Below are 24,713 nucleotides of genomic sequence, written 5' to 3' on the forward strand. Positions count from 1 at the left end.
ACGTTTTCTCTTTCAAAAGACGATCTTGATCGTCCGGGTGAAGCTGCCCTTGACCCGGCAGACGAGGGTATTCTTCTGGGTCGAAGAGAAGCCGATGCCGCTGAGCTGGTTGTCGGCGTCCGGCACCTTCATCTTCGACCCGACGACCTCGAACACCTTGCGATGCGGGTCGAGCTCGGACTTCAGGAACTCGTTGAAGAAGCCTCGCGCGCTGCCGTCGTTCTTGCAGCCGTCGAGCATGAAGAAGAAGTGCCGATTGCCGACGCCCTGGCCGTCCCAGTGGTTGGGCGACATCATGACCGTCGTGACCCGGTGGAAGCTCTTGGAGGGCAGGCCCCATAGATCGCGCGAGCCGGACGAGCGGGGCAGCGACTCGGTCAGCTCGAGGCCAGCACTGTGGCTGTAGTCGAGCTTGGCCACGTTCACCGTCTCGCCCTGTCGCATGGGCTTGGCGTAGGCGAAGCGATGCAGCGTGCCGAGGTAGTCGATCTCGACCTCGAAGCCGATGTCGGTGCTCTCGCGCCTGGTGTACTGGTGGACCGAGAGGGTGTAGACGCCCTCGCGCATCTTGCCGCGATCGCCATAGAAGATGTTCTCGACCGGCTCGCGGGTCTGGCCGCTCCCGGCGTTCATGTCCACGTCGAGGCGCCCGCCGGTGGCGTCGGAGCGCTTGTGGCCGAAGTAGATGTGAGCGCCGCCCGGCTCGTGCATGTGGAGGTCGAGGTCGTCGAAATTCGACCAGGACAGCCGGCAGCACAGGTCGCCCGTGACGTTGCCGCCGGCCTTCTTCACGCGCTCGCGGATCGAGTCGGCGAGCTCGCCGATGTAGGACCAGCTGAAGTTGTTGTTCCACTTGAACAGGCCGCCGGCCGTGGGGTCCACGGGCGCGATCAAGCTGACGAGCTTGGACGCGTGCCGGTTCTCCAGCAGCAGCTCGAGGCTCTGGGCCCGCGGCAGGATCTCGGCGAGGAAGCGCTCGATGGGGACCTCCTGGATCTTGTCGAGGTCCTTCGGCGTGGAGGCCGTGGCGGCCGTCAACTCATCGAAGACGTCGCCGTTGATGACCTCGCGAGCCGCCCGATCGGCAAACAAGATGTTGTTGATCGTGATGTCTTCGAGGGTAGCGTGGCGCCGCTCGAGGGATGAGCTCAGGCCCATTTCGACGAGCTTGGCCTTCGCCTGCTCGATCATCCCCTTGCTGATCAGCGCCGAGGGGCGCTTGTAATTGGCCGGCGCGACCAGGGCCTCGAAGCGGCCGACGGCGCTGTTGAGATCCCGACCTTCCGAGAGGTCGACCAGCAGTGTGCCGATCGAGGTGTTGCGGATCTTCGCGACCGAGGCAGGCGTTTCGGTCGTCCAGCCGAACAGCTTCTGTTGATCAGCCGGTAGTCCCTCGAACTGGGCCTTCAGCCGCTTGAAAGCCGTGACGGCGAACTTGTGCTCCTCGCCGCGGTAGAGCGAATTTTGCGAGATGAGGTCGAGGACCGTGTCGATGGCGTCCACGGAGATCTCGCCCAACCCACGTATCAAGACATTACGAAGGTCGCGGGGCTCGGCCAGGGCGGTCGGGATCTGCGAGCGGGGTTTGACGTGCTTCTCGAGGATGTTGACGAAGAAGTGGTGCCAGGTGTGGACCCGCTCGCTCATCTCCTCGAAGGTCTTGTCTGCGCCGGCCGTACGCTCGTAGTGCAGGAAGATGTTCTCGACCGGCGCGTCGCGGACGAGGGCGGCCAGGGCGTCGGTGGTGGGCTGGAAGCCGGAGATGCGGACGTCCCAGATCGTCTCGAGCTTGCCGTCGATGATCGCTACGACGTCGCCGACCGCGCGAATGAACTGACGGCAGCTGCTGCAGTCGTACCTCCTACGCTCGCGGAAGAGCTCGTTGGTGCCGGGCGGGAAGGAGTCGAGGTAGGTGGCCCAGAGCGCGTCCTTGTCGACGGTGGCGCGCAGCAGCGTGTGCCGTTGCATGCGCTCGAACTGCTTCGCCACGGCGGTCTTGAATGCCTGAAAATCCATGATCGTTCTTGTCGTACGCGAGCGCCTTACGCGCAAGCGGCGGGGCCGGAGTCGGGTCGGGGCTGGGGATCATACGCTGAGCTAGGGGGCGAGCGGCGGCGGGTCTTGCTTGCCCGTGGCGGCCTCGCTGGCTTCGACCAACACCGGGTCGCCGTCGAACACCTGCCACGAACCACCGTAGGCGCTGCCCGTAAAGTTCGGGTTGGACACCTGCGCGCCACCGAACAGCCACCAGTCGCTCTGGACCCGATCGGGTTGAACATCGAGGGTCAGGTAGCCCTTGAGCAGCACTTCAGTCCAGCGCCAGTGCGGGTTGATCATCTGCAAGGTCGCGAGGGTGCCGCTGTCGTAGCTGAGCCCGGGTGAGGTCACGCCGGGCGTCACGAACTCGACGGCGACCGAGCCCTCGCCAGTGGCGGGGTCGTAGCCCTCGAGCGGGTTCTCGGTCAGCTCGACCGCGAACGAGGAGTGCACGTCGCCCGTGAGCACGACCAGGTTGCCGATCGCGTTGTCGCGCAGGTGGCCGTAGAGCCGCCGACGCGCGCCGTCGTAGCCGTCCCAGGGATCGGTGAACAGCGGGCGGTTGGGCTCGCCGTCCTGGCCGGCCTGCACGATCGTCTGGCCAAGCATGACCTGCTGCGCGAGCAGCTTCCACTTCGCGGTGCTCGAGCTGAGCAGGTCGAACAACCAGGCTTCTTGCTCGGCGCCCAGGAGCTGCCGCTCGGGATCGGTGATCGCCGCGAGCGGCTCGGGGTCGCTGAACAGCTTGACCTGCTGCTCCCGCCCTTCAAACCGCGTGTCCAGCACGATCACGTGGGCGAGGTCGCCATACGGCAGCTCCCGATAGACGCGCCCAGGAACGCCCTCGCGCAGCGGCAACCACTCGAAGTAGGCCCGGGTCGCGGCGATCTTGCGATCGGCCCACGGCCCCTCCTCGGCAAAGTCGTGGTTGGCGGCGCCGTCTTTCCACCCGTCGTTGGCGATCTCGTGATCGTCCCAGGTCAAGATGAAGGGGTGCTGGCGGTGCGCGTGCTGCAGACCCGTGCTGGTCCGGTACATCCGGTACCTGCGGCGATAGTCGTCGAGGGTCACGCACTCGTGACTGGGATCGTAGCCGCGAATATCGCCGTAGGTGCCGTCGCCGAACTCGTAGATGTAGTCGCCCAGCTGCAGCACCGCGTCGAGATCAGCGCGGCCGCCGATCTCGTCGTAGACGTGAAAATAACCGTGGGCCCAGCTCGAGCACGAGCACACCGCGAAGCGCAGGTGATCGACGGCGCCGCTGGGTGCGGTCCGGGTCCGTCCGATCGGCGAGACCCGGCCCTGCGCATAGAACCGGTAGTAATAGGTCGAGCCGGGCGCGAGCGAGTCGACGTCGATCTTGCTGGTGTAGTCGCGCTCGGCGTCGGTCGCCGCGATCCAATCGGCCGCCACCCGCATCTCGAACCCGGGATCCACCGCCATCTCGAAGAACAGCTCGACGGGCGCCTCGACGGCGGGCGAGACCCTTGTCCAAAGGATCACCGAGTCGCTGAGCGGATCGCCGCTCGCGACCCCGTGAGTAAAGATCGTCTCGGGCCCGAGCTCGCCCTCCCACTCGTACCTTGGCAGGCCGTCGTCGCCGCCCGTCTCCCCCGTCCCACCCGTCTCGCCGGTCTCACCCGCCTCGAGGCCAGGCGCTGTGGTGCAGGCGCTGAAGCTGGGGATCAGGGAGGTCGCGCCAAGCATGCCAGCGCGGCGAAGGAGCTCTCGGCGGGTGATCGTCATGTCGAATCCAGGACAACCAGGGTCGCCCGAGTCGCACGTCGATGTCGAGCAAATGTCCCATGCAGACCGAGAAAACGCAGTCTGCGCGGAACCGACGGTGCGCGGTTCATGCGAGCCCGGTCTCGGCGTAGTGTTAGCCATGCGCCGCAGCTGGTTTGTTCGTACGTCGTTAGTCCACGCATCCGTCACCGCCCTCGCACTGTCCACGCTCGCGCTCGCAGCGTGCGGTGATGATGCGGTCAGCGGCGGCGAAGAGAGCACCACCAGCGAGACCGGCGACGGCGACGGTGATCCGGGCGACGGTGATGGTGACCCGGGCGACGGCGACGGCGACGGTGACGGTGACGGTGATCCGGGCGACGGTGACGGCGACCCCGGCGATGGCGACGGTGATCAGCCGACGACCCCGCTGCAAGCCGGCGTGGCCATGCGCTACCTCGAGCACCCGATTGGGATCTCGCTCGCTGGCTACGGCGGCCGCCTGGGCGGCACCAACACCCCGTGGAGCGACCAATTCTATGGCACCCGCGGCTTCTACAACTACCCCACGATCAAGGCGATCGTCATGCAGAGCGAGGCCGGCGAGCAGGTCGTGCTGATGAAGACCCCGATGATGAGCGCCGAGTCTGGGGTCACCGACGCGACCGCGGCCAAGTACCAGGAGCTCTACGGCGACGATCTGCGCGGCCGCATCATCTGGGGGGCGACCCACTCCCACCACGCGCACGGTCGCTACTGGCGGCTTCCAGACATCTTTGGCGCGGTCGGGACCGACACCTCCGACGAAGAGGTCATCGATCTGCTCGCCACCGAGTTCGCCAAGACCATCAAGGACGCGATGGACGACCTCGGCGACGCGCAGTGGGGCTACACCGCGATCGAAGACTGGGATCCCAGCGACAAGGTCTACGGTGACCGCCGCGGCGCCAACAACCCGACCTACGGCAAGGATCCAACGCTGACCGTGTTCGCGCTGCGTCGGCCCAACGGCACGCCCATGGCCGCGATGTTCAACTTTGGCATCCACGGGATCAGCGTCGCCTACGAGAACGAGTTGCTGACCGAAGACGCGCCTGGGGCCGTGGAGCTCGAGTTCGAGCAGTACTTCTTCGAGCAGACCGGGCAGCCGATCTACGGCATGATCGCCCAGGCAGGCGGCGGCGACTCGTCCCCGCGCGGCGGGTTTTTGGGTCATGACGCGGCCACCCAGCGGACTGAGCTGATCGGCACCGTCGCGGCGCCGGTGATCTTCGACGCCTACCAGAACCTCGCGTGGGACGACGACCCCGAGATCGTCGTGCAGTCGCGGCGCGTGGATCTGACCTACGAAAAATTTGGCTACGACCGCAGCGGCGAGTTCTCGGGTGAGCTCTTCAACGTCGTCCCGGTCGACTACGTGTGGGGCGGCTGGCAGTGCACGGGCGTCTCCGAGGACGACGACCCCAACACGTCGATGGAGGGCAAGAACAAGCAGTGCATCCCGATCGAGACCCTGCTGTTCGGCGACGTGCCCCACGGCGAGATCCACCAGACCTACCTGAGCGTGGCAAAGATCGGCCCGCTGTTCATGATGACGATGCCCGGCGAGCCGGCCTACTCGATCATCAAGTACGCGCGCGACCAATTCGCGCTGCTGGACTCCCCCGAGCCGATCGACCTGATGGTGTGGGGCTACTCGCAGGACCACCTGCTGTACTTCACCGCGCCCGACGACTGGTTCCAGGGCGGCTACGAGTCCGAGATGAGCTTGTGGGGGCCCCAAGGTGGCGCGTTCATGGTCGACACCGACATGGAGATGATCGCGGACATCCTGGCCGGCGACATCGGGCCCGCGCTGGTCGAAGAGTCGCCCACGCTCACTGATCCAGGCAGCTTCACGCCGCGCGGGCTCGAGCTGAGCCAAAACCACGGCGCGGTGATCACCAACATAGAAGTGTTGCAGCGGCGCCTGGATCTGGTCCGGTTCCGGTTTGGCGGCGGCGACCCGAGCGTGGGCGCGCCGAACGTGCGGCTGCAGGTCGACGATGGCCAAGGTGGGTTCGCCGACGTTCCGCACCCCGCCGGTTGGCCCGGGCGCGCCTACGACAACAGCCGCAACGAGATGATCACCCACTACGATCCCAACCCGGCGCCCAACGGCAACGTCGCGGCGTCGCGCGCCCACGTGTGGTACGTCGACTGGGAGATCCCCGCGGACTGGCCGGCCGGCGAGTACCGCATGGTCGCGACGGGGCCGTACTGGGACGGCGCCAACGTCCAGCAGTACGAGGCCGCGAGCCTGCCGTTCGCGGTCGAGCAGTCCAACGACGCCAACCTGGCCGCGAACCTGACCGACCCCGACACGCTGTATCTGAGCCTGGTGTTGCCGAGCGTGCCGGAGGTCATGGACGGGACCTGGCCGGTCCGCGGCTGGCGTCTGCACGACGCCTGGCACACGCCCGAGGACGGGATCCACGTGCGCGCGCCGTTGAGCTTGGCGTTCATCGTCGACGGCATGCCGACCGGGGAGGTCTGGCAGGCCAGCTATGATCCGGTCGAGGACGCCTACGTGTTCGATTTTGGGCAGACGGGGATCGACGCGAGCGCGAACCTCGAGGTCGACGCGTGGCTGAGCGCGGACCTCGAGCCGAGCCCGGTCACGGCGACGATCACCGGGCCCTGAGCGGGTCGCTGCGCGGCGTGTCGGCTGGGTGACGAAAATTTCGTCAGTGGAATCGGCGCCTGGCGACGGCCTGGCGCCGCTTTTAGGTGGCGTTTCATGGGACTGACGAAATTCTCGTCGGTCGGCGACGATAATTTCGTCGATCGTCGACGAGATTGTCGTCAACGACGGTTGAAGACCCTCGAATCGGGCTGAATTCGGGTGGCACACCGCGTGCACATGGCCCCCCCGAGCACGGCGAGCATCGATCCCCGATCTGCCGCCAGTGCCCTCGGAGACGCCATGAAACTCAATTCCGCAATTTCCCTCAGCCCCCTTCTCGTCCTCTTGCTCGGCGCATGCACCGAGACCGTGGACCTCACCGCCGACGACGGCACCGGAGATACAGATGGCACTGAAACCGGCGAGCAGGACACCTCGGACCCCGCTCCCGACGACACGGACATGGCCACGGGCGGCCCGGTGTGCGGTGACGGTCTCGTCGAGGGTGATGAAGCCTGCGAGCCGGGCTCCGAGGGCGACGAGGACGGCCTGTGCACGCCCGAGTGTCAGCTCAACGCCTGCGGTGATGGCTACACCTTCCCCGACGACTTCGAGGCCTGCGACGACGGCAACGCGCTCGACGATGACGAGTGCACCAACGCGTGCGAGTTCAACGTGTGTGGCGACGGCATCATTTTTTACGGAGTCGAGGGCTGCGACGACGGCAACGACGTCGTCGGGGACGGCTGCTCGAGCAGCTGCGAGCCGGAGCAGGTGACGCAGATCGTCGCTGGAGCCGCTCATACCTGTGCCCTTCTCCATACCGGCGCCGTACGCTGCTGGGGGTACAACGGCGCGGGCGCGCTGGGCTACGGGCACACCGAGACGATCGGCGACGATGATCAACCGGCCGCCGCGGGCGACATCGATTTAGGTGGGATCGCTGTCCAGCTCAGCGCGGGCATGTTTCACACTTGCGCGCTGCTCGACACCGGCGCCGTGCGGTGCTGGGGGACGAACTATGCCGGGCAACTCGGGATCCCGGGCTCCGAGAACATCGGTGATGATGAAGTCCCTGCGGCGGGCGGCGATGTCGTTCTTGGTGGCTCAGCCGTCCAGATTACGTCGGGGGACAGTCACACCTGCGCCCTGCTCGACACCGGGAAGGTGCGGTGCTGGGGCTATAACGATCGCGGTCAGCTCGGCTATGGGCATACCGAGACCATTGGCGACGATGAAAACCCGTCGCTCGCGGGCGACGTGACCCTGGGCTTCCACAGCGCCGTCCAACTCTCCGCTGGTGCCCGGCAAACGTGCGCGGTGCTCGAGGATGGCGCGCTTCGATGCTGGGGCAGCGCTGACACAGGGGCCCTGGGCTACGGCAACCTCGATGACATCGGCGACAATGAGACCCCGTGGTCGGCCGGCAATGTGCAGTTGGGGGCCAAGGCAGTCCAAGTCACGACTCATCTGCGGCACACCTGCGCGCGACTCGAGACTGGAGAGGTGCGGTGCTGGGGGGGACCTGCGATCGGCGTTCCGCATCTAAAAAACTTCATTGGGGACGACGAATTTCCAACCGCCGTGGGACCGGTCGACGTTGGCGGCGCGGTCCTCGATATCAGCACCGGCGAGGATCACACCTGCGCGGTCCTCGAAGGCGGCGACGTGCGCTGCTGGGGGGACTCTTCGAATGGGCAGCTGGGGTACGGCAACACCGACAACGTTGGCTATTCCCAACATCCCTCGGCCGTGCCCACCGTCGATCTCGGGGGTGCCGCGATCACCTCGGTCGTGACGGGTTATGCTCACACTTGCGCGTTGGTGGTGGACGGCAGCGTGCGGTGCTGGGGAGACAACTCGCAAGGGCAGCTCGGGCTTGGCAACACCGAGAACGTTGGTGACGACGAGCTACCCGTCGACGTGGATCTTGTGCGGGTGTTCTGAGGAACGGGCGTCCTCGACTGCTTCACATGTTTGGACCGCCGGGGAGACCCGGCGGTCCTTTCTGCGTTTTGGCGTTGTTTGGCGTGCCCCGTGAGATGAGGTTGGCCTCGCTATCACGGGGCCTGGCCGACCGCTGCGCGCTCTGTCGGCTGGGTGACGAAAATTTCGTCAGGTGGATCGGGGGTTGGCGCGGCTTCAGGCCACGTTTCATGCAACTGACGAAATTCTCGTCAGTCGGCGACGAGATTCTCGCCAGTCGGCGACGAGATTCTCGTCAACGACGGATGAGGACCCTCGAATCTGGCTGAATTCGAGTGGCACACCGCGTGCACATGGCCCCCCCGAGCACGGCGAGCATCGATCCCCGATCTGCCGCCAGTGCCCTCGGAGACGCCATGAAACTCAATTCCGCAATTTCCCTCAGCCCCATTCTCGTCCTCTTGCTCGGCGCGTGCGCTGACGACGCAGACTTCACCGCCGACGACGGCACCGGCGACACGGACGGCACCGAGACCGGTGAGCCGGACACCTCGGAGGCCGCTCCCGACGACACCGATGCGGGCGGGCCCGTGTGTGGTGATGGGCTCGTCGAGAGCGATGAAGCCTGCGAGCCGGGCTCCTCGGGCGACGAAGACGGCCTGTGCACGCCCGATTGTCAGCTCAATGTCTGCGGCGATGGCTACACCTTTGCTGACGACTTCGAGGCCTGCGACGATGGCAACGAACTCGACGACGACGAATGCACGACCGCGTGCGAGCTCAATGTGTGTGGCGATGGCATCATCTTCTACGGTGTCGAGGGGTGCGATGATGGCAACGACGTCGAGGGCGACGGCTGCTCGAACAGCTGCGAGCCGGAGCAGGTGACGCAGATCGTCGCCGGGGCCACGCACGCCTGTGCCCTCCTCCACACCGGCGCCGTGCGTTGTTGGGGTGAGAACACGTATGGGGAGCTGGGATACGGGCACACCGAGACGATCGGCGACGATGAGCACCCGGCCGCCGCGGGCGACGTCGAGATCGGCGGGATCGCTGTCCAGATCAGCGCGGGCTATTTTCATACTTGCGCGTTGCTCGACACCGGCGCCGTGCGTTGCTGGGGGAACAATATCGCCGGGCAACTTGGAACTCCGGGCTCGCAGGACATCGGTGATGACGAGGTCCCCGCGACGGCCGGCGACATCGTGCTCGGTGGCTCGGCTGTCCAAATTACATCGGGCGACGCTCACACTTGCGCCCTGCTCGACACCGGAGCGGTGCGCTGCTGGGGCCTCAACAGTCACGGTCAGCTCGGTTATGGGCATATGGAGAGCATTGGCGACAATGAGAACCCATCGCTGGCGGGCGACGTGACCCTGGGCTTCCACAAGGCCGTCCAGATCTCCGCCGGGTCGTTTCAAACCTGCGCGGTGCTCGCGAATGGGGCGGTTCGATGCTGGGGTAGCTCTTTTGGCGGGGTCCTGGGCTACGGCAACCTCAACCAGATCGGCGACGATGAGACCCCCGCGTCGGCCGGCGATGTGCAGTTGGACGCCAAGGCGGTCCAGGTCTCGACCCACCTCGCACACAGCTGCGCGCGACTCGAGACTGGAGACGTTCAGTGTTGGGGTGGAGTTGCGCTGGGCTATCCGAGTGTGGAAGACGCGGTTGGGGACGATGAATTTCCAACCGCCGTGGGAACGGTCGACGTGGGTGGCGCGGTCCTCGATGTCAGCACTGGGCAGTACCACACCTGCGCGGTGCTCGAAGGTGGGGCCGTGCGCTGCTGGGGAGCCTCTCCGGTTGGGCAGCTCGGGTATGGCAATACCGGCCAGGTTGGTTATGTCCAACATCCGTCGGCTGTGGATTCCGTCGATCTCGGGGGGGCTGCGATCACCTCGATCGTGACGGGTGACGTGTTCACTTGCGCGTTGGGGGTGAATGGCAGCGTGCGGTGCTGGGGAGGCAACGAATTTGGCCAACTCGGTCTTGGCAACACCGAGAACGTCGGTGACGACGAGCTGCCGATCGACGTGGACCCTGTGCGGGTGTTCTGAGAAACGGGGCGCCTTCGACTGCTTCGCATGTACGGACCGCCGGGGAGACCTGGCGGTCCGTTTCTACATTTGCGGCCGGTTCAAAACACCCGAACCGAGACTTCGCCAGCTTTCTTGGGGATCGTCAGGACCCCGCGCGCGATCACCCGCTCACCATCGCGGACCTCGAGGTCGTGCTTGCCGGGCTTGATCGGCACATACAGCGCGGGAACGGGGGCGATCCACACGCCGTCGACGAACACGCTGCCGCGCCCGTTGGCGACTTGCACGGTCAGCTGAACGTCCTTGTTCTTGCGGTTGCGCTTGGCCTCGCGCGCGCGCGCAGAGTCGTCTAGTTGCTCGCCGGATGCCCAGCCGGCCCCGGAGACACATGCATCGGGGCCGCACTCTTCAGCGGCGTGGGCGGGAGTGGGCGCGAGGGCGCAGGCCAGGCTGAGGAGGGCGAGCCGTGAGAGTTGGCGCGGCGTCATGGACTCAGAACCTTCCTTGGACGCTCAGGCCGGCGCCCGTGCAGTCGAGGCCGAGCAACCCGGCGCACATCAACGTGGGCGTGACCTGGGCCGATGCCTCGGTGGGGGATCGCTTGCGCTGCTTGTTTCCGAGCGCGATCAAGGCCGCGCCGACGCTGATCCCGACGACCGCCACGCCGATGCCGACGCCCGCGAGCAGGTTGGCCGTGCGACCGCGGGCTTCGGCGGCGCTGTGTTCTGGCTCGTAGACGGTGGGATCTTCGACGTCGGCCTGGGCCTGACCGCCGAGGACCAAGCCAGCGACGCCAAGCCCCGCGCCGCCGAGACCGAGCACGATCGCCGCGCTGCCACCGGCGATCAGTCCGGTGCCGGGCTTGGCCGGCTTGCGCTGGCGCTCGGTCTGTTCGGGGGCGTTGGCGGCTTGGGCGGCCGCGGCTTGCTCGGCTTCGATCTCGGCGATCAGCGCCTCCGCGTCGGTGACGACTGCCCGGGCGCGATCGATCACGACGCCCAGGTACTCGGGCGCGACCGGCTGCCAGCTCGCCGAGCTCGCGCTGTCACGCAGGAAGTACAGCATGTCCAGGGCCAGCTGGACCCGATCGATCGCGGTCTGTGCCGCGACGATCGAGCGCTGGGTCGCGGCCTGCTCGCGCCACGCCTCGGCGGCGTCGACGATCAACACGGGATCCGCCAGCTCGATCCCCTTGGACCAGTACAGCTCGGCGGCCTGCTCGTGGGCGCCAGCTTGAATCAGCTGCTGGCCCTGCTGCTCGATGCCAAACCGCGCGCTGTTGGCCGAGTCGGGGGTGATGTCGCCGTCGCGCGGGCCGAGCGTGAAGGCGGTGGCCGCGTCCGCCCAGGTGGTGGGCCCGCTCGCGAGCGCGGGGCTCGAGATCAGCAGGGCCGAGCTCAGCCCCACGCAGATGAGCCTCGCTGGTAGGTTGACCAGCATCCCCGAGCTTTACCACCCCGGCGGGCTGTTTGTCATGGCGAGCGCGCGCCCAGGTTTGTAATCTCTGGCCTCGCATGCGCTCGCACACCGCACTGCTGGCCGTCCTCCTGGCGAGCGTGGGCTGCTACCGCGGCTTCGATGTCGAGGACAAACAGCCGCCGCCGGGCTACCCGGGGGGCTCGTGCCTGGTCGGGAGCGGCTGCAACCAAGGTGCGCAGTGCCTGGCCGAGGCGCAGGTGTGCATCGACCCGCTCGATCCGTGCAAGGGCATCTACTGCGGCGGCAACGGGAGCTGCAGCTTCGACCTCGACACCAACGCGCCGTTTTGTGCGTGCGACCCGGGCTTCACCAATGAATCGTTCGCGTTCTTCTGCACGCCAGGTCGGTGACTGATGCCGCAGCGTGAACCAACCCCGGGGGCAGCGGCGATCGTGCTGCTCAGCGGCGGCCTCGACTCGAGCACGGTGCTGGCGATCGCGGCCCGCGAGGCCAAGCAGCGGATCCACGCGCTGAGCTTTTCTTACGGGCAACGCCACGGCCACGAGCTGAGCTGTGCCGCGACCCAGGCGGCCAGCTTTGGGGCGGTCGCGCACCAGGTCTTGGACCTTGGCCAGCTCGGCCAGCTGGTCGCGCCCGCGACATCGCTGGTCGCGGGCAGCGAGCTCGCGGTCCCCAGCGCGGCCTCGCGCGAGGGCCACGACGACATCCCAAGCACGTATGTGCCCGCGCGCAACACCGTGTTCTTGAGCTACGCGCTGGCGTGGGCCGAGGTCGTCGGCGCCCACGACATCTGGCTGGGCGTCAACGCGGTCGACTACTCGGGCTACCCCGACTGCCGGCCGGAGTTCATCGAGTCGTTCGAGCGCACGGCCAACCTCGCTACCAAGTTTGGCGCGGGCCCGGACCGCTTGCGCATTCATGCGCCGCTGATCGAGCTGCACAAGCACGAGATCATCCAGCGCGGCGTGTCGCTCGGGGTCGACTACGCCCAGACAACCAGCTGCTACGACCCGGCCCACGGACTGGCGTGCGGCCAGTGTGAGAGCTGCGCGCTGCGGCGGGCGGGCTTCGAGCAGGCCGGGGTCGCCGACCCGACGCGGTATCGCCAAAGCTAGAGCGGCGGCTTCACGAACACGTGCTCGCGGTAGTAGCGGAGCTCGGCGATCGACTCGCGGATGTCGTCGAGCGCCCGGTGGGACTCGGTCTTGGCGATCCCCGGGAGCTCAGGGTACCAGCGCTGGCACAGCTCTTTGAGGGTGGTGACGTCGACGCTGCGGTAATGCAAGAACCGGTCGATCGCTGGCATGTGGCGGACCAAGAAGCGGCGGTCCTGGCCGATCGTGTTGCCGCACAGGGGCGACTGCCCCGGATGGCAGTGGGTCTGGATGAAGGCCAGGGTCTGGCGCTCGGCTTCATGCACGTCGATCGTCGAGCGGCGTGATTGGTCGGTCAGGCCGCTGGCGCCGTGGTGCTCTCGGCACCACTCGCCCATCGCGTCGAGCACCTCGTCCGGCTGGTGGATCACCAGCTCGGGCCCCTCGGCGATGACCTCGAGATCGCCGTTGGTGATCAGCGTGGCGATCTCGAGCACCTTCTCGATGTCCGGGTCGAGGCCGGTCATCTCCATGTCGATCCAGATCAACGGGGGGTGTGGGTCGGCCATCGGCCGGCGATGGTACTACCGCGACGCGAATCGCCAAATGGGCTCAGAGCTCGGCGATCTGCTGCGACCGGGCCGCGCGGTCGCAGCGCGGCACTAGCAAGCGCCCATGACCGCGAGGTTCATGACGCTGAAGTCGAGCGTCGGCGGATCGCCGGCCACGTCGAACTGCACGTCGACGTTGATCGTGCACGGGAAGATGTCGAATTGATCGAAGTCCAGAAACTCGATGACGCCGGTCCCACTCTCGATCTGCTCGTCGAAGTCGAGGACGGAGCAGTCCGCCGGTTGGTTGTTGGTGACGCTCTCGATCGACCAGTTGTCCGGCAGCTGAACGTTGAAGGTCTGGATGAGCGCCGGCGAGACCAGGACCACGCGGGTGCACGTGTCGGTGTCTTCGTCGTGGCGCTCGATGAACACCCGGTCGAGCCCGCCAGGCTGCGCGACGGCGGTGTACGTGACGTTGCCGGGATCGCCGTCGCCGTCTCCGGTGTCGCCGTCGCCGTCCCCGTCCCCGGTGTCGCCGTCGCCATCCCCGGTGTCGCCGTCGCCATCTCCCGGATCGCCGTCGCCGTCGCCCGGATCGCCGTCGCCGTCGCCGTCATCGCCGTCGCCGTCTCCCGGATCGCCATCGCCCGGATCGCCGTCGCCGTCACCCGAGCTGGTCTCGGTGCCATCGCCTGCGGGGGTGCCATCATCCCCGCAGCCAGCCCACAGCAGAAGAGAACAAGCACACAGCCAGGAACGCGACGTCGAGTAGAACATGGCCAACTCTACCGCCGCTCGAGCCCATCGGGTGCCAGCGTCATGACGTGTTCTAGCGCACGAGCTATCTCGGCCGCGCGAAAACTTTCCGCCGACCTGTCGCTCTACTCCAGGGTCGCCAGCCAGCGTGGCGTTTGGCTTGATCACACCGCCCCCTCAATCGCCGGAGCGCGCACGCACGGGACATGACGCAACATGTCCCGTGCTCGTCGACCTCAGATCTTGGGCCAGGACAGCTTCCAGAGATCGTCAAAGAACTCGCTGGGGCCGCCGTCCGACGACGATCCACCCTGCAGGTAGAGCTCGTAGGTGGTCGGCGTCTCCTGAACGAAGAACACGCCGCCGACCCGCATGGCCGGGACTGCAGCGCTCGGGTCGAGGGGGATCTGCGTCCACTCGTTGTCGTCGACCGAGTAGAACCACAGCTCGTCAGACAAGCCCGCGAAGGTCTGGCCACCATACACGACCAAGCCACCGTGGGCGGCGTCGAAGAACGCGACGGCGTTGTCGCGCGGCGACGGGACCGGACCGACCGGCTCGAGCTGCGTCCACGCGGACGTGGCGAGATCGAACGACCACAGATCGTTCTCGTAGTTCGTCGCCCCAAACAGCTCCCAGGGCGGCGTCTCCGGGCCCTGGTCGGCGCCGAGCCGATACCCGCCAAACACCAGCAAGGACTCGCTGTCCGGATCGTAGCCGCCCGACGCCCAGGCCCGCGGCGCAGGTGCCTCGCCGACGGTCGGGATCACGCTCCAGCCCGAGTCATAGTCGTAGACGGCGACGTCGTTGCGCAGCCCGGTCGGCGTCCTGGCAAACCCCGACAAGGTGTTGCCGACCCCGCCAAACGCGTAGAGCGTCTTCTTCTTGTTGGGGTGATCGGGATCCGCAACCGCGACGACCACCGCCGAGGACCGGCGCACGGCGAGCGGGTCCCCGAGCTGCTCGCCCGCGGCCTGCTCCCACGACTGACTCTTGGTGTGGTAGGTCCACATCTCCGGGAACATCAGATCATCGCCCGTCCGGAACCGCCCGCGCCCGCCGACGACGCTCACACAGTTGCCGCAGGGACCGGGGATCATCACCGTCTCGGCGCGCGGCGTCGGTGGCTGGGTGAAGGCCAGGTTGGTCCACGTGCCCGTGTCCAGATCGAGCGCGTAGAAGTCGTTGAGCGTGGGGTCGTCGGGGAAGCTCCCGGTCTGTCCGCCAAACCGGTAGATGACATTGGCGTCCTTGCCGCGCGCGAACGAGGCGCTGGCCTCCCAGATCCCGGGCGGGACATCTCCGTGCTGCGCGACAGCCTGCCATGCTGGCTGCACCGAGATCGGTGACGCCCGCAATTGTGGGTCCTGGTCGAGATCGCCGGGCTGTTCGCACGCGGTGATTGCGAGGATCGCCGCGAGCCCGAGACCAGCGCGAGACACGGCAACATGAGTTCGTTCGAAGGAGTTGACTGGATGCAGATTGAGCACGCGGCAGAGTGTCACGAGTTGCCCGCGCGCCCAGATCAATTTTGGCGCTCGATGTCGTTTCTTTGCGCCTATTATCGCGCGATCGTGTGACAGCCATGACCCGCGATCGGCATTGAACCCGCTCACCCGATAGGCACGAAATTCTCGCACGCTGTGGAGATCACGCCCACCGCCTCCGCGAAGAAGCCTGCATAGGAGGGCGCGCAGATCTGACCCACGAAGCCGTTGGTGAACATGGTCGTGAACGCCACAATCCGCTCGGCGATCTCGGCCCCGTCGGACCCGCCAACGCACTTGTCGAGCATCGGGCAGACCTCGGGATCGGGCCCGGTCGGGCCGATGAGCGAGAGCACGACGATGTTCTCCTCGACCCCGTCCTTGGCCGCGATCACGTCCTCGTACCAATCTGCGGGGTCTCCACTCGAGCCGGGGTGCGCCTTTTGTGTGCAGCCGTCGAGCTCGTGGTCGTCCTCTTCGTCGGAGATGATCACGATCACCAGCAGCGCGTCGTCGCGCAAGAAGCCCTCGTTGCAGCCGCCTGGCTCGACCATGTCCTTGGACAGCGCGGCCTGCATGGTCTGCATCGGGCGCTCGTCGCCGTCGCCGTCGGTGCCGACCTTGGCGGCGCACGAGAACGCGACGTCGAGGTCGTCGTTCTCGGTCATGTAGGTGTGGCCGTCGGCGTAGGGGCCACACACCGCGTGGCTCGAGTCGGCGCCCCCGGTCGCGATCACCATCGCGCCCTCGTCCTGGCAGCCGTCGTTATACTCGTACTCGTCGGTCGTGATCACACCGACGTGGTAGCTGTCGGCGTCGGCGAGCTGGGTCTGGATCTCGGTGATGAAGCCCGGGAAGCTGCCGACGAGGTTGACCTGCTCGTCGTTCATGCTGCCGGAGTTGTCGATCACGAACAATAGATCGACGAGCTCGCAGCCGAGCTCGGGGCCCGCGTCGCCCGCGTCCGACATGCCGGGATCGCCAGACGCAGCGTCGAGCTTGGCCGGGCCGCCCGAGTCCATTGCGCCGGCACCTCCATCGCCTCCATCGTCTTCGTCGGCGGTACCTTCGAACTCAATACCGGTGTCGATGTCTCCACTGGCGTTCTCAGCTGATGTTCCTTCGCCGCATCCCAGCAGCGAGAGCGCAGATAGGAGCATGAGCGGGAACAGCGGTGTTGTCGTGTGCATTAGTGACCCTTTCGTGACTAGGCACTATAACCATAACGATCTTTTGCGATGATTGAAGCAATAATTTCAAAGTGGCACGAATCGATCTTTTGGGCGCCGAGCGACCCCCGGTGCCGTTATTGCCATAATCCCACTTTTTGCCGGGCAACGAGCCTCTATCGCAATTAGTGATATCCGCGCCTGCTAAATGTAGACTGGGTGCCAGGGCTGGTCTGGGATCGCGTGATTAGCGTGTGCGCGGGTCAACGCGTAAATGCGGTCTGGCCCTCGATGCATTGGCACTCGAGCGCGCGAATGGTCGCGCGATAGCCGGAGCCTCGCCGCTGGTCGGTGCGCTCGTGCGAGCGACTACGCCGGGTCGACGAACTTGGGCTCGCGCTTCATGAACCGGGCCTGCACGGCCTCGAGTTGGTTGCGACTGCCGAGCAAGGGCAGCTGAAGCTGGGTCTCGAGTCGCAGCGCGGCCTCGTCCTCGAGCGCGGGGGCGCGGTCCCACAGCTGCTTGGCGGCGCGGACGGCTTCCGGTGAGCGCGTGGCGATCTGGGCAGCGATCTCTCGCGCGGTCGCGAGGGGATCTTGGCTGAGGCGCGTGGCGATCCCGAGCTGCGCGGCTTCCTGACCGCTGAAGTCGCGACCGGTGAAGGTGAGCTCCTTGGCGACGTCGAGCCGGACCAGGCGCGAGAGCGTCTTGCTGATGCTCATGTCGGGGATCATGCCGTACTCGATCTCGCGGACGGCGAGCTTGGAGTCCGGATGGATGACGCGCAGATCGGCAGCCAGGGCGAGCTGGAGGCCACCGCCCACACAGGTCCCGTGCACCGCCGCGATCACGGGCACGGGGACGGTCGTCCACACCCACGCGAGGCGCTGCGCCAGGTTGCCGATCTGGCCGTCCTTCCAGGCCAGCAGCTGCTCACGCACGGCCTCGCCGCCAGAGATGAACGCCTTGAAGTCGAGCCCCGCGCAGAACGACGGCCCGTCGCCGCAGAGGATCACCACGCGGACCGAGTGATCCCCACGCAGCGTCTCACCAGCAGCGACGATCGCCTCGAACATCGCGGGGTCGAGACCGTTGTGCTTGTCGCCGCGGTTGAGGCGAACTTCGGCGACCCCGGCTTCGATCGTGCAGACGACTCGGTCAGATGTAGGCATCGGTAGACCCTACTCAATTCCCGCCCCAAAATGACCCACCGCACCCAATCGAGGATCTGCCGCGCTCGGCGATGGAGGCGCATCGACGGAGCGATCGAGCGTCGCGCGGACCGTCCGACCGCGAGGACCCGACGCGCGATCCTACCTCTACTAACCTGCGCAGCTCGCCGAGCGCACGGGTGACGTTCTTCGCTGAAGCGAGTGACGATTCTCGGCTCGCAATCGCATGCTGCGAGCGGTTGGCGACGAACTCGCGCGTGGAATTTGCCTGCGCCTTCGCTACCATGACCAGCATGAAACGCTGTGGTCGGATCACCTGGGTGGCCCTCGGTCTCCTGTGCCTGATGCCGACCGCGTGCGTCTACGAAGACGATCCCGAGCTCCCCAATGGCGGCGGGTCGCAAGGCGGCGGCTTCACGACCTCCGGGAGCAGCGGCAGCGGCGGGACCACCAACGACGGCACGGGCGACGATGATAGCGGTGACGGCGATGGCGACGGCGACTCGGGCCCGTGTTCGCAGGGCGACCTGCAGGTCGACTTCAGCTATCTGTGGGTCGCCAACACGGCGCAGGGCAGCGTCTCCAAGGTCAACACGCAATCGCTGAAGGAGCAGGCCCGCTATCGCACGGGTCCCGCCAACCTCGAGCACAGCCCCTCGCGCACGACCGTGAGCCTCGACGGTCGGTTCGCGCTGGTCGGCAACCGCATGTCGGGCAGCGTGGTGCTGATCGCGGCGCATCCGGGCGACTGCGTCGACCAAAACGGCGACCAGGAGATCACGACCTCGCAAGCTGGCGACGATCTACTCGACTGGGGCCACGACGAGTGTGTGCTGTGGTCGACCGCGCTGCCCGATGTCGGCCCGGGCATCGAGTCGGGGCCGCGCGGGATGACCTTCGATCCCGGCGTGCTCGACCTCGAGACCTGCGCCTACGTCGGTCCCAAGATCTGGGTTGGCTGGCACGGGACCTCCCCCAACGAGGTCCACGTCGCCCGGATCGCGCCGTCCAACGGCGCCGTGGAAGAGGTCGTCGACATCAGCGACTGGAACGTGGGTTGGTCGGACTATCCGCCCTACGGCGCCGCCCACGACGGTCGCGGTGGGGTGTGGTTCACCGCCCTGCGCGGCGACGTGTTTCGGCTCGACACCAACGATCTGAGCGTCGATCGCTGGGTAGCGCCGACAACCACGCAGGCCTACGGGATGACCGTCGATCCAGAGGGCAACGTGTGGCTCGCCGGCTGCGCCGGACCGGTGACCGTGTTCGATCCCGACAAGAACAAGTTCACCGCGATCGCCGGAACGAGCGGGTGTCATCGCGGCGTGGCCACGGATCGGCTCGGCAACGCCTGGATCGCCATGAACGCGCCGTGTGGGCTGGCCCAGATCGACCGCCACACCAAGAAGCTGATCAAGATCCACACCCCGGCCGACTTTGATGATCAGTGCTCGACGCCGGTCGGCGTGAGCATCGACGCCGAGGGTTTCGTGTGGATGGTCGACCAAGATGGGTGGGCGTGGAAGATCGATCCCGAGAGCTACGACAAGGAGATCCTCACGATCCCGGGCGAGCACTACACCTACTCGGACATGACCGGCGGTGGCCTCAACGCCGTCGTGTTTCCCCAGTAGGCGTGGGTGGCGACGGCGCTGCGTGGTGCCGTTTGGCATGCGGTCCCGACAACGCGTGCCCGACCGGCACCTGATGACCACGTCGGTTCGTGCGCCCGGACGCGCCACCGCGGAGATCCGACGATCTTGACCAAGTCAGCGCCGCCGTCGACGATTGTGGCCGTGACGGATCTGGTGACTCAACGACTTGGCCACGTCTGCCTGACCCCCGAGGGCCCTGTCGTGGCCGGGAGCATGAACGAGTGGACGCTGGTCTACACGGTCGGCAGCTACGGGATCGACGAAGGCGGGACCCTCAAGCTCGCGCGGCGGTTTGCGTCGGACTGGGCGCACCCGCAGTTCGACGAGCCGACGGCGCCGAACTACACGACCGTCACGACGACCGGCGAAGCCAAGCTGCGGCCCCGCTACGACCCCAAGGCGCACGTGCGCCCGTGGATGAAGTGCCTGGTGATCGACGTCTACGACGGCTGCCTGGCGCCCGGGGACACAGTCACGATCACGCTGGGAGATCGCAGCCAGGGCTCGCCGGGGATCCGCGCGCAGTCGTTCATCGAGTCGGCCCACGAGCTGCGGTTTTTGGTCGATCCGACCAACGCGTGCCTGGTCGAGCGGCTGCCGAGCTCACCGGTGCTCGAGGTGATCTCGGGCGAGCCGCTCAGCCTCGTGGTGATCGTGCCGACCCAGGCGATCGTCGGGGAGTCCGCCGAGATCTTCGTCAAGGGCGAAGACCGCTGGGGCAACCCGACGCCGGCCCCGGCGCAGATTCAGCTGAGCTGGGACGGCGACGGCGGCGCCCAGACCAACTGCACGATCGAGGGACGCGAGCTCCGGTTCAGCTCGGCCTGCAGCGGCCGGGTCGTCGCGCGCTGGAATGATCAGACCTTCGTCAGCAACCCGATCACCGCTCGCGCCGAGGCCCCGCGGCTCCGCAAGTACTGGGGCGATCTGCACGCGCAGTCGGACGCCACCGTCGGCACGGGCACCGAGATCGAGTACTTCGAGTTTGGCCGCGACTGGGCCCACCTCGACGTGATGTCGCATCAGGGCAACGACTTTCAGATGAGCGACGAGGACTGGCGCCGGCTCAACGAGGTCGTGCGACGGTTCCACCAGGACGGCCGGTTTGTGGTGTTCCCGGGCTACGAGTGGTCGGCCAACACCGCGGCGGGTGGCGATCGCAACGTCATGTACCTCGAGGAGGGCATGCCGATCATGCGCTCGAGCCACTGGCAGGTTCGTGGCACCCCCGAAGATCAGCACACGCCCGCGCACCCGGCCAACGTGCTGTTCAGCAAGCTGCGCGAGCACGTGGACCCCAACAAGGTCGTGCTCGCCGCTCACTGCGGCGGCCGCTACGCCGACATCCGCACCTACTTTGACGAGGAGCTCGGCCCGCTGATCGAGGTCATGTCGTGCTGGGGCGTGTTCGAGTGGCTGCTGTGGGACGCGTTCGACAAGGGCTACGAGGTCGGGGTCATCGCCAACAGCGACGGTCACAAGGGCCGGCCCGGCGCGGAGGGACCGGGGGCCGGGCAGTTTGGGATTTTCGGTGGCCTGACCTGCATGCTGGCAGAGTCACTGACCCGCGCGGCGGTGTTCGACGCGCTCAGGCAGCGGCGCTGCTACGGCACCACTGGGCCGCGCATGGATCTCGACTTCGAGGTCGACGGCCAGGTCATGGGCTCGAGCTTCACGGCCAAGCGCGACCGTGTGCAGGTCACCGCGTCGGTCCGCGGCGTCGGTCCGATCGAGTCACTCCAGCTGTTTCGCGGGCGCGAGCTGATCCACGAGGTCCGGCCGGAGGCGTTCACGAGCTGCGCTGGCTCGCGGCGGATCCGACTGGTCTGGGGTGGCGCGCGGATCCGTGGCCGCGGTCGGCGGGCCACCTGGGACGGCGTGGTCGAGCTCGAGGGCGCGAGCATCGAGCGGGCCCAGGTGTTCGCGTTCGACTCGCCGATGGACGGGATCCAGGCCCAGACCAAGACCAAGATCGAGCTGCGCTCACGCACGACCGGGGATCTCGACGGGCTCGATATCTGGCTCGACCAGGCCCAGCGCGGTCGCGTGGTGTTTCGCTCCGAGGTTGGCGAGCTCGTCGCCGAGCTCGGCACGCTCGACGCGGCGGGCGAGCACGCCTCGTTTGGTGGGTTGGATCTGCGCGCGAGCGTGAGTCGCTACCCGGAGTCGCCGAGCGATCGCGTGATCGAGCTCGCCCACGAGGTGGAGCTCACCGCCGGCCAGACCACGCCGCTGTTCGTCAAGGCCAACCAGGTCGACGGGCACATCGCGTGGTCCAGTCCAATTTACCCATGTCGCCCATGATGACGATCTCGGCGCGCGAGGTGGCGGCGACGGCGACGATCCGATGACCACGCCCAATACCCGGCAAGGTCACGGCATGGTCACGATCAGCCCCGCGCCCTGAGCCGGCGCGCCGACCGACCAAACCTTCGCGGCCGCTCGTGTCCATGGACACGGGCGGCTGCTCGCGTGGCGCTGCCGCGCGTCGACTCGTCGCTAAACCCGTGCAAATATTGCCGCGAGCCCATGTCGACTCGCTATCTCGCTTCCATTTTCTCGCTGCTGGTGGCTTTGACGGCCGCCTGCGCGAAGTCTGACGACACCGCCGAGACCGATGAGACCGGCGGCGAGACCAGCGGAGACACCGACGGCGAAGCGGAGATCGTCGAGTGCGGCGAGCTCGAGCTTCCGGTCCAGGGCAGCTGTACCGCCGAGGGTCAAGCCGGCGGCTCGCTGTTGATACGCGGCGACGTGCTCGCGCCCGACGTCGTGTATCGCGGCGGCTCGGTCCTGATCGAGGGCGGCTCGATCACCTGCGTGGGCTGCAACTGCGACCCAGGCGACGCGACCTTGACCTGCGCGGACTCGGTCATCTCGCCCGGGCTGATCAACCCCCACGACCACATCACCTTCGCCAACAACTGGCCGATCGGGGACGGTGTGGATCGCTATGATCACCGCCACGACTGGCGCAAGGGTCTCAACGGTCACGCGTCGCTCCCAACCAACGGCGGGGCTTCGGACGAGAGCATCTTGGCCGCCGAGCTGCGCTTTGTCATGGGCGGGGCGACCTCGGCCGCGAGCGCGGGCGGCAAGCCGGGGCTGCTGCGCAACGTCGATGGCGGCGGGCTCGAGGGCCTCGACATCCCGCAGGCCGACAGCGACACGTTCCCGCTCGACGACAACGACGGCACCCAGCACGCGAGCGGCTGCAGCTACGGCAGCGGCCCGACCATGACCGGCGACATCACGGGCAGCGCCTACTTGCCGCACATCGCCGAGGGCATCAACGAGTACGCCAGCAACGAGCTGGTCTGCACCACCGCGGGCGCGACCGACGTCGTGAAGTCGAACACCGCGATCGTCCACGCGGTCGGGGTCTCGCTCCCGCTGGCCCAGCAGATCGTCAGCGCCAACGCCAAGGTGATCTGGTCGCCGCGCTCCAACGTGGTGCTGTACGGGGCCACGGCGCCGGTCACCATGTTCGACGCGCTCGGGATCCCGCTCTCGCTCGGCACCGACTGGGTGGCCTCGGGCTCGATGAACATGCTGCGCGAGCTGGCCTGCGCCGCGTACCTCGACGACACCCACTACGGCGACTACTTCTCCGATCGAGATCTGTGGGCGATGGCGACCAGCGGCGGCGCGCAGGCGGTCGGTGGCGAGCTGGCGATCGGCGAGCTCACGGTCGGCTGGGTCGCCGACATCGCGGTGTTCGCCAAGCAGGGCGAGCTCGACCACGGCGCGGTCGTGCGTGGTCACGAGTCGAAGGTCGCGCTGGTCCTGCGCGGCGGCGTGCCGCTCTACGGCGACGCCGAGCTCCTGGCTTCGGGCGCGCTGGGGAGCGACGCCTGCGAGACCCTGGATGTGTGCGGCGTGGCCAAGCGCGCGTGCGTGGCCCAGGACACCTCGAGCAGCCTGAGCGCGGTCCAGGCCGGCGCCGGCTACCCGCTGTTCTTCTGCGGTGTGCCCGACGACGAGCCCAGCTGCGTGCCCTCGCGCGACGAGTACCCCAACGGCCCGACCGCCGACGACCAGGACGGCGACGGCATCCCCAACGACGTGGACAACTGCCCGTCGGTGTTCAACCCGGTGTTCAACGTGCCGTTTCCGCTGTGGGAGGATCAGCCCGACTTCGACCTCGACGGGCTCGGCGACGTCTGCGATCCGTGCCCGGCCAACGAAGGCGACGTGTGCGAGGGCCCGGATCCCGACGACAGCGACGGCGACGGCGTGCCCAACGACACCGACAACTGCCCGCAGGATCCCAACGTCGATCAGGCCGACGCCGACGACGACGGCAAGGGCGACGCGTGTGACGACTGCGCCACCGCCAACCCCGGCAACCAGGCCTGCCCAGCGACCGTCGAGCAGATCCAGGATCCCAGCGATCCGGGCCACGTCCCGCCCGGCTCGGTGGTGCTGGTCGAAGGCCTGACCGTCACCGCGATCCGCCCCGACAACAACGCGTTCACGGCCGAGACCGGCACCGGTCAGCCGTACACGGGCATCTTCGTGTTCACCAACGGCAACCCGGGCGGGCTGGCGGTCGGGGATCTCGTCGACGTGCAAGGCACGATCGAGGAGTACTTCGACCTCACCGAGCTCGTCGACGCCACGGTCACGGTCGTCACGCCCGGCGGCGGCGCCACGGTCACGCCCAAGCTGTTCGACCCGGCGCAGATCAGCACCGGTGGCGCCGAGGCCGAGGCTCACGAGTCGATGCTGGTCCAGGTCGCGGACGTGGTGATCACCGCCGTCAACCCCGACGGGGCCGACGACTACGACGAGTTCGAGGTCAGCGGCCTGCGCGTCGACGACCTGTTCTTCATGGCGCTCGACAACATGTGCCCGCTCGACTCGAGCTTCGTCAGCGTGACCGGCGTGTTGATCGAGTCGTTCTCGAACTTCAAGGTGACCCCGCGCGGCGCCGAGGACTTCGAGCTCGGCGTGCCGATGTGTCAGCCGTACTGATCGGCGCGCGGTCGGA

The 24,713-nt window shown here is 67.1% G+C and carries 17 protein-coding genes; 8 read left to right on the forward strand and 9 right to left on the reverse strand.

Annotated elements, in window-relative coordinates:
• Window positions 1–12: 12 nt before the first annotated feature.
• Window positions 13–2,052, reverse strand: coding sequence for a YfaP family protein (locus tag ENSA7_RS40545; protein WP_219908149.1), 2,040 nt, complete (start codon window positions 2,050–2,052; stop codon window positions 13–15).
• Between the two features lie 45 nt (window positions 2,053–2,097).
• The gene (locus ENSA7_RS40550; protein WP_181234608.1) at window positions 2,098–3,783 is read right to left on the reverse strand and encodes an alkaline phosphatase D family protein; all 1,686 of its coding nucleotides are present in this window, start codon (window positions 3,781–3,783) and stop codon (window positions 2,098–2,100) included.
• A 139-nt stretch (window positions 3,784–3,922) separates the two neighbouring features.
• Here ENSA7_RS40550 and ENSA7_RS40555 point away from each other — a divergent pair, with 139 nt between their 5' ends.
• The 3 genes from ENSA7_RS40555 to ENSA7_RS40565 all read left to right on the forward strand — a co-directional run bounded on the left by ENSA7_RS40555 (window position 3,923) and on the right by ENSA7_RS40565 (window position 10,410).
• Window positions 3,923–6,445 (forward strand): neutral/alkaline non-lysosomal ceramidase N-terminal domain-containing protein, encoded by a 2,523-nt coding sequence (locus ENSA7_RS40555; protein ID WP_106094802.1) that lies wholly within the window; start codon window positions 3,923–3,925, stop codon window positions 6,443–6,445.
• 351 nt (window positions 6,446–6,796) lie between these two features.
• Window positions 6,797–8,374, forward strand: coding sequence for an RCC1 domain-containing protein (locus ENSA7_RS40560; protein WP_181234609.1), 1,578 nt, complete (start codon window positions 6,797–6,799; stop codon window positions 8,372–8,374).
• 395 nt (window positions 8,375–8,769) lie between these two features.
• Window positions 8,770–10,410: a DUF4215 domain-containing protein gene (locus ENSA7_RS40565; RefSeq protein ID WP_181234610.1), complete on the forward strand. Its 1,641-nt coding sequence runs from the start codon at window positions 8,770–8,772 to the stop codon at window positions 10,408–10,410.
• Between the two features lie 80 nt (window positions 10,411–10,490).
• Here ENSA7_RS40565 and ENSA7_RS40570 read toward each other — a convergent pair whose 3' ends face one another.
• Together ENSA7_RS40570 and ENSA7_RS40575 are read right to left on the reverse strand one after the other, a co-directional pair.
• Window positions 10,491–10,880, reverse strand: coding sequence for a hypothetical protein (locus ENSA7_RS40570; RefSeq protein WP_106094805.1), 390 nt, complete (start codon window positions 10,878–10,880; stop codon window positions 10,491–10,493).
• A gap of 4 nt (window positions 10,881–10,884) precedes the next feature.
• Window positions 10,885–11,832, reverse strand: coding sequence for a hypothetical protein (locus ENSA7_RS40575; protein WP_106094806.1), 948 nt, complete (start codon window positions 11,830–11,832; stop codon window positions 10,885–10,887).
• 74 nt (window positions 11,833–11,906) lie between these two features.
• On the opposite strand from ENSA7_RS40575, the gene ENSA7_RS40580 reads away from it, so the two are divergent.
• Both ENSA7_RS40580 and queC read left to right on the forward strand, forming a co-directional pair.
• Window positions 11,907–12,221, forward strand: a complete 315-nt coding sequence (locus ENSA7_RS40580; RefSeq protein ID WP_106094807.1) for a hypothetical protein — start codon at window positions 11,907–11,909, stop codon at window positions 12,219–12,221.
• Window positions 12,222–12,224: 3 nt separating this feature from the next.
• Window positions 12,225–12,947, forward strand: a complete 723-nt coding sequence (gene queC, locus ENSA7_RS40585; RefSeq protein WP_106094808.1) for a 7-cyano-7-deazaguanine synthase QueC — start codon at window positions 12,225–12,227, stop codon at window positions 12,945–12,947.
• On the opposite strand, the gene orn is transcribed toward queC, so the two are convergent.
• The 5 genes from orn to ENSA7_RS40620 form a co-directional block, all read right to left on the reverse strand.
• On the reverse strand, window positions 12,944–13,495 hold the full coding sequence (gene orn, locus ENSA7_RS40590) for an oligoribonuclease (RefSeq protein ID WP_106094809.1): 552 nt from the start codon (window positions 13,493–13,495) through the stop codon (window positions 12,944–12,946). The two genes, queC and orn, sit on opposite strands and share 4 nt — an antisense overlap.
• Window positions 13,496–13,588: 93 nt before the next feature.
• Complete coding sequence (locus ENSA7_RS44810) at window positions 13,589–14,257, reverse strand: hypothetical protein (RefSeq protein WP_181234611.1); 669 nt, start codon at window positions 14,255–14,257, stop codon at window positions 13,589–13,591.
• A gap of 215 nt (window positions 14,258–14,472) precedes the next feature.
• Window positions 14,473–15,678, reverse strand: a complete 1,206-nt coding sequence (locus ENSA7_RS40605) for a Kelch repeat-containing protein (protein ID WP_181234612.1) — start codon at window positions 15,676–15,678, stop codon at window positions 14,473–14,475.
• A gap of 170 nt (window positions 15,679–15,848) precedes the next feature.
• Window positions 15,849–16,883, reverse strand: coding sequence for a vWA domain-containing protein (locus ENSA7_RS44815; protein ID WP_181234613.1), 1,035 nt, complete (start codon window positions 16,881–16,883; stop codon window positions 15,849–15,851).
• Window positions 16,884–17,261: 378 nt separating this feature from the next.
• Window positions 17,262–18,065: a crotonase/enoyl-CoA hydratase family protein gene (locus ENSA7_RS40620; RefSeq protein WP_106094814.1), complete on the reverse strand. Its 804-nt coding sequence runs from the start codon at window positions 18,063–18,065 to the stop codon at window positions 17,262–17,264.
• A gap of 293 nt (window positions 18,066–18,358) precedes the next feature.
• Here ENSA7_RS40620 and ENSA7_RS40625 point away from each other — a divergent pair, with 293 nt between their 5' ends.
• From ENSA7_RS40625 to ENSA7_RS45205, 3 genes are all read left to right on the forward strand, one after another.
• Window positions 18,359–19,699, forward strand: a complete 1,341-nt coding sequence (locus ENSA7_RS40625; RefSeq protein WP_146158715.1) for an NHL repeat-containing protein — start codon at window positions 18,359–18,361, stop codon at window positions 19,697–19,699.
• A 126-nt stretch (window positions 19,700–19,825) separates the two neighbouring features.
• A complete protein-coding gene (locus tag ENSA7_RS40630; protein ID WP_146158716.1) occupies window positions 19,826–22,024 on the forward strand; it encodes a DUF3604 domain-containing protein in 2,199 nt (732 codons plus the stop codon).
• Window positions 22,025–22,249: 225 nt separating this feature from the next.
• Entirely contained in the window at window positions 22,250–24,697 is a 2,448-nt protein-coding gene (locus tag ENSA7_RS45205) for an amidohydrolase family protein (RefSeq protein WP_146158717.1), read from the forward strand.
• Window positions 24,698–24,713: the final 16 nt, after the last annotated feature.

The sequence above is a fragment of the Enhygromyxa salina genome (genome assembly GCF_002994635.1).
GTDB lineage: Bacteria > Myxococcota_A > Polyangia > Nannocystales > Nannocystaceae > Plesiocystis > Plesiocystis salina_B.